Source organism: Saccharothrix lopnurensis (genome assembly GCF_042658445.1).
In the GTDB taxonomy this organism is placed as follows: domain Bacteria; phylum Actinomycetota; class Actinomycetes; order Mycobacteriales; family Pseudonocardiaceae; genus Actinosynnema; species Actinosynnema lopnurensis.
This window is the reverse complement of sequence record NZ_JBHSQO010000089.1, coordinates 1-8,363: the sequence shown is the minus strand read 5'-3', so window position 1 is coordinate 8,363 and position 8,363 is coordinate 1. Positions and strand designations below refer to the sequence as shown.

General features: G+C 66.8%; 4 protein-coding genes and 1 pseudogene. 1 reads left to right on the top strand and 4 read right to left on the bottom strand.

Features of this window, described 5'->3' with window-relative positions; all coding sequences use genetic code 11:
- Positions 1 to 157 precede the first annotated feature (157 nt).
- The 4 genes from drmC to ACFP3R_RS37345 form a co-directional block, all read right to left on the bottom strand.
- Positions 158 to 928, bottom strand: a complete 771-nt coding sequence (gene drmC, locus ACFP3R_RS37360; protein WP_380643751.1) for a DISARM system phospholipase D-like protein DrmC — start codon at positions 926 to 928, stop codon at positions 158 to 160.
- Positions 925 to 2,826 (bottom strand): DrmB family protein, encoded by a 1,902-nt coding sequence (gene drmB, locus ACFP3R_RS37355; protein ID WP_380643748.1) that lies wholly within the window; start codon positions 2,824 to 2,826, stop codon positions 925 to 927. Before drmB ends, drmC begins: the two co-directional genes overlap by 4 nt.
- Positions 2,823 to 6,683: a DISARM system helicase DrmA gene (gene drmA, locus ACFP3R_RS37350; protein ID WP_380643745.1), complete on the bottom strand. Its 3,861-nt coding sequence runs from the start codon at positions 6,681 to 6,683 to the stop codon at positions 2,823 to 2,825. Before drmA ends, drmB begins: the two co-directional genes overlap by 4 nt.
- A 141-nt stretch (positions 6,684 to 6,824) precedes the next feature.
- Positions 6,825 to 7,691 (bottom strand): tyrosine-type recombinase/integrase, encoded by an 867-nt coding sequence (locus ACFP3R_RS37345; RefSeq protein ID WP_380643742.1) that lies wholly within the window; start codon positions 7,689 to 7,691, stop codon positions 6,825 to 6,827.
- A gap of 196 nt (positions 7,692 to 7,887) precedes the next feature.
- Here ACFP3R_RS37345 and ACFP3R_RS37340 point away from each other — a divergent pair.
- Positions 7,888 to 8,363 (top strand): annotated as a pseudogene (locus ACFP3R_RS37340) (SAM-dependent DNA methyltransferase); the annotation flags it as partial.

The window sequence follows — 8,363 nt, the reverse complement described above, 5'->3', positions numbered from 1 at the left end:
TCCTGGCAGAACGGCGCTTCGACAACGTCCGATCTACCAGGAGTTCCCTCGTCTGCGCACCAAAGAGCCGTCACCTGTCCAAGCTCGGAAACGGCTACTAAAACATATTCAGACTTTCTTATCCTTGAAACTTTTCAATTCTGGACATGGGACAAGGTCACTTCAGCGGCCGCAGCACACCTCGTCGTTGCAACTCCCTGACGTGCTCGGCGGAGCGGGCCGGTGCGGTGCCGCCGCGGATCAGAACGCCCGCTTCGATGTTGTGACGCGCTCCGGAAGCGGTCAGGTTCGCGCTGCCGAGGAACAGGACCTGTCGGTCCACCACCAGGATCTTGGCGTGTTGCCGGGCACCCCGTTCCTCTCGCTGGTCCAGCGGCCAGTGCCAGAGTCGCACGGTCGTGAACCCGGCCAGTTCCGAGAAAGCCCGGGCCGGTTCAGGGCCGGTCAGCAGACCGCCGGCGCCCTGGATCGTCTCCACCACGATGTCGACCCCCACTCCGCGCTCCGCCGCTGCGCGCAGTGCTGCGGTCAACGGTTTGTAGGCAGCAGCGGAGTAGGTCATGGCCAGCACCTCCGTCGTCGCCTGCCCGACGACGGACACCAGTACCTGGGCAGTCGACCGGACCGGTACGCCGGGGGTCGGTGGTCCGCTCCACACCGGCTGCACCTCGGTCAGTTCCCGCTGCCGCGTCCAGGCGGCTGCGAAGCCGCGCAGGTACATCGCCACCTCACCGGCAGGTATGCCCGCGAGGTCCACGGCGTTCAACAGGCGGTGGACAGTAGGTCCCGCGGTGCGCATCCGGACCGCGTGCAGGATGTACTCCCGACTGCGCCCCTCGGCCAATTGCCCCGCCAGGTCCTTGGTCTGGGCGGGCCCGAGCACGGCGACCGCCTCGGCGGCTGCCGCCTCGAACTCCGCTCTGCTCACCCCGTCAACTCCTTCGGGGACAGCACGATGGACGGGTCGTCGCCGATCGGCACGAGGAAACTCCGGTCGAGGAAGCGGTTGCCCCGCTCGCAAGTCGTCTCCGAGACGAAGAGGCAGACGTGGCAGGCGGCGCCGTGCAGGAAATCGGCCGGGGTCTGGGGAAGCCGCTCCGCGCACAGCGGGTCGGAGGAGCAGTGGCGGGCTCCGGCCAAGGCGCTGCGCACGATCCGCTCGAAGTGCTCCTCCTCCGCCAGCGTCACCAGGCCGCCGAGAGTGCCTTCGGAGTCCGGCACAGCGGTGTAGATGAGGATGCCGGTGTGGGGATCGTCCTCGGTGCCCGCGTAGATCCGCTCCGCGAGGCTGGCCGAGCTGTAACCGCAATCGAGCGCGATCGCCCTGATCAGCAGGTGGGACAGGGTGTGCAAGGCGATGTAACGTTCGCCGGGCCAGCCGCGTTCCGGATCGAACGCGCCGGTGAGGCGATCGGAACGGCGGTTGGTCCGGAAACGCTTGTAGGACTCCAGGTGCGCGATCATCTGCGCCGACTCCTCGACCCGGGTGACCCAGTCGGCGACCAGTCCTTCGTCGAGCCTGAGGAAGATTCCTTCACCGCGGACCTCGCTCGCCGGGATCCACTTCTGCGAAGTGCGGCTGAGTTTGACCCGGGTGACCAGGTCGGGGTCCTCCGGGTCCGGGGCGTCGAGGCGCGTGAACCCGACCAGGGCTCGGGCTTCACGCAATCTCTCGACCTGGCGGACGTGCGAGAACAGGCAGGTGAGCGAGGCGGGCACCGGAACGTGGGCCAAGGCGAAGTCATCAGTGGGGTTGGGCAACTTGGCTGCTGAGAGCGTTTCCCACTCGGGGGACAAGAGGTCTTCCTGACCGACCTTCTCCGGCGTGGCCGTTCCTGCTTGATCTGCATGTCGAGCCTGCACGGCGGCGATCAGTGCAGTGGCGTCATGATCTGTGAGGTAGCTGAACATGGGAATGTCGATCAGCAGGTCGTAGGCGTCCTGATTGGTCACTTTCCGCAGTTCATCCCACCGTGCCTCGACCAGCTTCGCCAGCCCTTCGTCACCGGTCTGCGGCAACGCGAGAGCGCTGAGCGTGATCGGGAACCACTGGTTGGAGGCGCCGGCCACCAGCAGCATCGCCGCCTGGCCACAACCTTCCTCGTCGAAGGAATCCAGGTGCGGGTGCCGGCCCCGGCACCCGGGCAGGTTCTGCGCACCTTGCACACCCTGGGCTTCTTGGATGTTGCGGCGCGTGCCGCACGGGGTGCAACTGATCGTGACCCTGGCCGCTTGATTGCCACCGTGGTCGAGCATCTTCATCCGCGGCACTCCCTCGGAGCAGGATTCGCCGTGGTGGACGAAGGCGACGTAGGGGAACTCGTCGAGGTGTCCGGCCGTGCAGGCGAGCAGGAAGCGGGCGGCGACGGCCAGTGGTTCCTTCTTCCTCTTCCCACAGCCCTTATGAGTGAATCTGGCCTCGTGCGGAGCTCTCGGCACCGAGTTGATGAAGCGGAAAATATCTGAACCGATTGGCCCCAATTCGTTGCACGCGGTACAGCGAAGCCATTGCGGGAATGGTATGACCGGCGCGCCGATCTGCTGGGCAGCCTGCCCCTTAGGGTCCTGGTCCGCGCCCTCCATCCACGGGGCCGACCGGAGTTCGGTAATTCGATCTGAACCGTAGAGTTGCAGGGCACGGTTGACGGCGGCGCGGAGTCGTGGTTCGTCCACGTCATAGCCGTGCACTCCACCATAGGTCCACGACTCCAGACCCTTGACCAGGACGGAGAAGTTCGGCAGGTCGACCAGTGATCCGATGCCTCCGGTGTACATCAGGTGGCTGGGCCGCGCCGCGCCAACCCTGCGGTAGTACGCGCCACTCATTCCTGCGCCCCTTCCGGACTGTGGTCCGTGTCGGCAGGGGATCTGAACCGCCATGCCGGACCGGTTTGCCCGGCGAAGTTCCCGCTCCCGGGGAACAACAGATTGATCTCGTTCTCCGTCTCGCGCATTGATTGCGGCACCGTCAACTCGTTCCACCGGCCGCCATCGGCGTTTCGCAGCAGACGGACGACATGCCGGTCTTTGAGCTTCTTCTCCCTATACCCGAGGCTGCCTCCGTCGCTCTCCCGCCGGCTGCGCCAGGAATCCTTGAGAGCCTCGATGCGCTCCTTGAAGTAGCTTCGAGCGAGCTCGCCCCTGACCGTCTCGGCTCGCTCCAGCAGGCGCTTCTCGACCCGTTGGGCGATCGGTCCGTCGAGGTCGAGCGTCCCGGCGTCGAGGTTGTGCGAGTGCTCGAAGGCGGCGTGTCGGAGAGCGGCGATGTACGTGGGCGCGGTGCCCCGATCCAACGCCCGCCGGGTGTAAGGGGTGACGGACAAGGCTTCCACCTGGCGGTAGAAGGTCGAGTGGTAGTGCTCGAAGTCCTCGAAGTGGGCCAGGTCCCGCGGTCGAGTCCAGTTGTAGAGGGTGACGACGAGGCCGGGCCGCTGCGGGTCACGTCCTACGCGGGAGGACGCCTGGATGTACTCGGCGGTGTTCTTCGGTTGGCCGACCACCATCATCAGTCCGAATCGCGACACGTCGACGCCGACCTGCAACATCGAGGTGGCCAGCACCGCGTCGACGCCCCTGTGGTCCGGGGCCGCTCCTTGGCCACGGGGCTTGCGAGGAGGTTTGCTGTTGAGCGCGTCCATCACCTCCGCGGCGAAGGCTTTGCGCCGCAGGCTGGTGTCGTGCTCCGGGTCGAAGCCCGTCTCCAGCCTGCGCAGGGCCGTGTTGATGTCCGCCGAGGAAACCCGCGAGGTCAGCTCCTGGATCGTGAGCATCCCGGACTTGGTGACGATGCGATCGGCGATCCCCTTGACCCCGCCGTTGCGGCGTACCCGGGTGGTGATGTCGTCGTCCAGGTACCGACGCATACCCGCCAGCTCGCGAGTGGCGTTGAAGTAGCCGACCAGGGTCATGTAGGGATCCGCAGGAGACCCGTACTGGTCGAACAGCTCCTGCCCGGCCAGCAGCAGGATCTCCGCGAGCCTGATCTCGGCGGCCTTGATGCGGAAGCCGTGGGCACAGACGCCCAGGTAGCGGCGGCCGGGTTGGTCCTTGGTCACGGTGACCTGGAGCGAGAAGAAGGTGTTCCCCGCGTCGACCACCTGGGGCGGGAAGACCGCGACCTTGCGACCGAACACCCCGAGCACCTGTTCGGCGGCGCGCTTGGTGGTCGCGGTGGAAGCGATGATCTTCGGCCCGACCTCGTGCGCGGTGCCTTCCCGATCGGTGTAGGACCAGGTGCACAGCTGGTCGACCGCTGCCTCGAACAACCCGACCGTCGTACCCAGCGCACCGGAGATCAGGTGCAGCTCGTCCTGGATGATCAAGTCCGGCGGACGTAGCCGGGTGACGGGCCGTGAGACGACCTTGTCCAAGCCGCCCCTGGCTCTGCCACCGCGCTTGTTCTGGTGGTGGCTGCCGCAGCCGATCTCCTGGTCCAGGTCCCCGTGCCGGTAGCCGTGCCGGGGGCACAGCTCGGAGACCCGGCCGAAGAGCAAGCCCGCCCAACCCCGCCAGGGCAACTGGGCGAGCTTGTCGACCGTGGCGATCAGCAGGCTGGGGACGAGTCGGTAGATCTCCTCGTCCACGGTGAGGATCGGCAGGCCCTCGTTCGGGGAGAGCCGCCGGGAGAAAGGACAGGCGTCCCTGCCCTCGCCGCGGGGGCAGTAGACGAAGACGCGACGAAGGTCGTCATCGGTGGACAGGTCCTGGTGGCCGCGTAAACCTTCCCCGCACCAGGGGCAACTGAGCACCTGCAAGGCGCGAGCGGCCTTGCCGTGTCCTGCCTCCCGGGCTTCGGCGATCTGCTCGGCGGCTTCCTTGTACCAGTTCGGGGAGACCGTGCCACCGACCCACATGCCGATGCGGAAGGGCGTGGCCCCCCATCGGCGATCGGGAGCCGTGACCCAGGCGCCGGTCTCATCGCGCACCCCGTCGTACGCCTCGCGGCGCAGCACCTCGGCGGCGCACACCAGCGCGGCTGCCCGCTGGAACTGCTGTGCGGTCAGGAGCCGCAGGGTGTAGCGCATCAGGACGGCGACACCGGCTTCGCCGCTGCGGGCGTCGGGACCGGTGCCGAGGGTGCCCTGGAGGCGGCGCAGCGCGAAGGTGTACGCGGCCAGGCCGAGGTACGCCTCGGTCTTGCCGCCGCCGGTGGGGAAGAAGAGCAGGTCGACCAGTGCCTCGTGGCCGGTGCCGCGGTGGGGGTGCGCGGGGTCGCTGAGGGAGGCGAGGTTCAGCAGGACGAACGCGAGCTGGAAGGGGTACCAGCTCGCAGCCGCCTCACCTCGGCTGTCGATTTCCGCCTTGGCTTGCCGGTACGTCAGTGAGCCGTCCTCGGAGGCCGCGCGCAGGGTGGCCAGAGCGGTGTTGCGCCGCTGAAGTGCCATCGCCTGGTTGGCGAAGCGGAAAGCTTCGAGCGCGAGGGGATCGGCGAGCAGGGTGTCGATGCCCTCGGAGATCCGTGCGCAGATGTCCCGAGCCTCGTCGATGGCCGCTTCAGCGCTGTTCTCCAGGTCCTTGGGAAGCTGCTGAGCGCGTTTGCGCTGCTGAGCGAGCCAGGCGGCGTAACCGTCCGAAAGCGGCCGGAGCGCGGTGACGAGCTGCTCGCGGTGCGCGGGAACCGCGAGGGCGGCAAGCTTGTCCATGGACAGTTCAAGGCCGGTCAGGAGTTCTTGTCGCTTGATACCGGGTGCGGTGGTCGCGGCGACGTCGTAGGCGGGCAGCCAGGTGGTGACGAGTTCGTACGCTCGGCGTTCACCCTCCCCCACTTTGGGGTGCACGGCCACGTTGCGGCCGACGGCATGGCGCAACTGGTCGCGGTAGAGCAGCCTCAGGCGACGTTCCTCTGGGTCCTCGGGTGCACGTCGGGCGTTACCGGGAAGCAGGGGGTCGTCGATCGGCAGGAAGACGGCGGCGCCCTTGGTCGAGCCGGTGACTTCGAGCTTGGTCTGGAAGAGCCAGTTGGCGTCGCGCAGGTCGCGCGACTCGTCCAACGCGTTGACGAGAGCGACCTCCACGACGCGCAGCTCCGTGCCACTCTCGCCGTCGGAATCCTCGACCCGACTCCGGACCTTGACCCGGAGCTGGACCGATGGCTGGTCGGCGTGCTCGCCTTCCAGGAGGTAGGACTCCTGGTCGCCGACGGTGGTCACGGTGATCAGCCGTTCGTGGCTGACCGGTCGGCGGGCCCAGCGACGAGTGGGCCGAGCGGAGTCGGACAGTGACTCGCCCTGGGTGTAGCTGCCCCAGGACGCCACGACGCTGATCTCACCGATCGAGGCCGGAACGACGAAGGACAGTCCCATGGATGACGCCCAGATCCGGCCGGCCACCTGTGGTGTGAGCAGCTCCGGGAGTTCGGCGTCCTGACCGTCCCCTCCGCCGCTGAACCTGGCTCCGTCGTCATCGTCCTGTGCCGCCTTGCGGGCCGCCGCGTTGTGGTCCTTGATTTCAGCGGGGATGCGCTTCGGACCCAGCATGCCGACGAGGTAGCGGTCCAGGGGACCGGCGGAGTGGGTTGCGAGCTCTTCGAGTTCGCCGTCCCAGGGGCCGAGAAGATCGCGGGAGATGTACTTCTCCAGCGCGCTCCGCACGTCGTGCGAGTCGCCGGTCAGGAAGCTCTGGGGCACCTCGTCGATGGGGTGTGGAACCGCGAAGCCCGTGGCGTCAGGCTGCTGGTCGGGCATGAACGGAGTCCTCTCCCGTCCGGCGGGTAACTGGAGCGCTGAGGGTATCGACCATCCAGGCATGGCGCGGACCTCTGTGAATATCGAGCGCACCTCAGTTCCACCTGTCATGTGCTGATCAGTCCTCGATCCGAGGGGGGCTCAATTTTTGGTTGCTCTGCTTTGGCGGACGGGCTCACAGGTCGAACAGGGCTGCGAGCTGCGCCTCTTTGACGCCGATCGAGTCCCCTGAGGATCGGCGCCCGGCAACGCATAGGCCACCACGTGCATCTGATCGTCGGCCACGGCGGCGTACCCGGCCGTCGTCGCCGGTGATGAATGCCGCATGAGCCGCTGGGTGAGCAGGAGATCACGCCCGGATGATCGGTATACCGCCGTCCCATAACGGTGTCGGAGCTGGTGGTACCGCATCCGGATGCCCAGCTTGGCCGCCGCCACCGCGACCGCTCGGGATACCCGCTCGGGCCGCACCCCGGGCCACAGCGGACCGCTCTTTGCCAGATCGAGCGCTTCGAGGACGACCGGCGGGACGGGGACGACGTCGGTCCGCCCACCCTTACCGGTCACCCTGAGAACGATTTCGCCCCCGTCCCCTGTGATCACATCGGCGGCAGAGAGCTTCGCCGTCTCATGGGCGCGGAGGCCGCAGAACGCGCCGAGCAGGACCCACAACTTTCGTGGCCCCTGTTCGGCATCCACCAGCTTCTTCAGATCCTGCTCGGAGAGCGGATCGGGCGTCGACCTCGGGGCCGGGGGCTTGCGGATCCCCTCGATCAGGTCGACCCCGAGCCACTTGCCGAACACCTTGAGGTGGTTCAGGTAGGTTCGCCGGGACCAGGGGCGGAGCTCCCTGTCTGCGAAGTACGCCACCACGGAGTCGAGCGTGAGCTTGCCGGCGGCTGTGCCGGCGTGGCGCGCGATCGCCCTGATGCATCGGACCCGAGCTCCGATTGTGTTGCGTGAGTAACCGTCGGCACGCTGCGCTTCGATGAAACCCTCGATGTCCATGGGCGACATCATGGACTGGTGAGGCCGCATACGGATACCAGTTCCTCGTCGAGTTCGCGGAGATCCGGTGCCGTGGCCCGGACCTCTGCCTCGTTGGCTTGCTCGGCCCTGCGGGATATCACCTGCTCGGTCCTGTCGTCATGCTCTGGTCGTATCGTGGACCTGCTGAAACATGGCTGGGAGTCTGCGTAGAGGATTGGCCATCCACTTTGTAAAGCACGGCAGGTGTCGCCTGGTATCCAATCGAGGACGCTCCTACATCGGTTCGTATGTACTCGGCAAGGGCTTCGTCCTCACCCCCGACCAGGCCGACGCCCTGATTCAGCGGGACCCCCGCAACCGGGACGTCCTCTTCCCCTACCTCAACGGCGAGGACCTCAACACCCGCCCCGACTGCTCCGCGAGCCGCTGGGTGATCAACTTCCACGACTGGCCCGAAGAGCGGGCCCGCAGCTACCCCGACGTCTTCACCATCGTCGAACGCGACGTCAAACCCGTGCGCATGGCAAACAATCGCAAGGTTTACCGCGACTACTGGTGGCAGTACGCGGAGAAGCGCCCTGCCATGATCAAGGCCGTCGCCGGCTTTGATCGTGTCCTGGTGGTAGCTCTCGTCAGCAGGACTGTTATGCCTGCACGAGTGCTGGCGCGCCAAGTTTTGGCACATAAGCT

Bases quoted from the DNA above. Each gene is read 5' to 3' on its own strand.
- ACFP3R_RS37345 (WP_380643742.1), bottom strand. From the start codon at position 7,691: ATGGACATCGAGGGTTTCATCGAAGCGCAGCGTGCCGACGGTTACTCA.
- drmA (WP_380643745.1), bottom strand. From the start codon at position 6,683: ATGCCCGACCAGCAGCCTGACGCCACGGGCTTCGCGGTTCCACACCCC.
- drmB (WP_380643748.1), bottom strand. From the start codon at position 2,826: ATGAGTGGCGCGTACTACCGCAGGGTTGGCGCGGCGCGGCCCAGCCAC.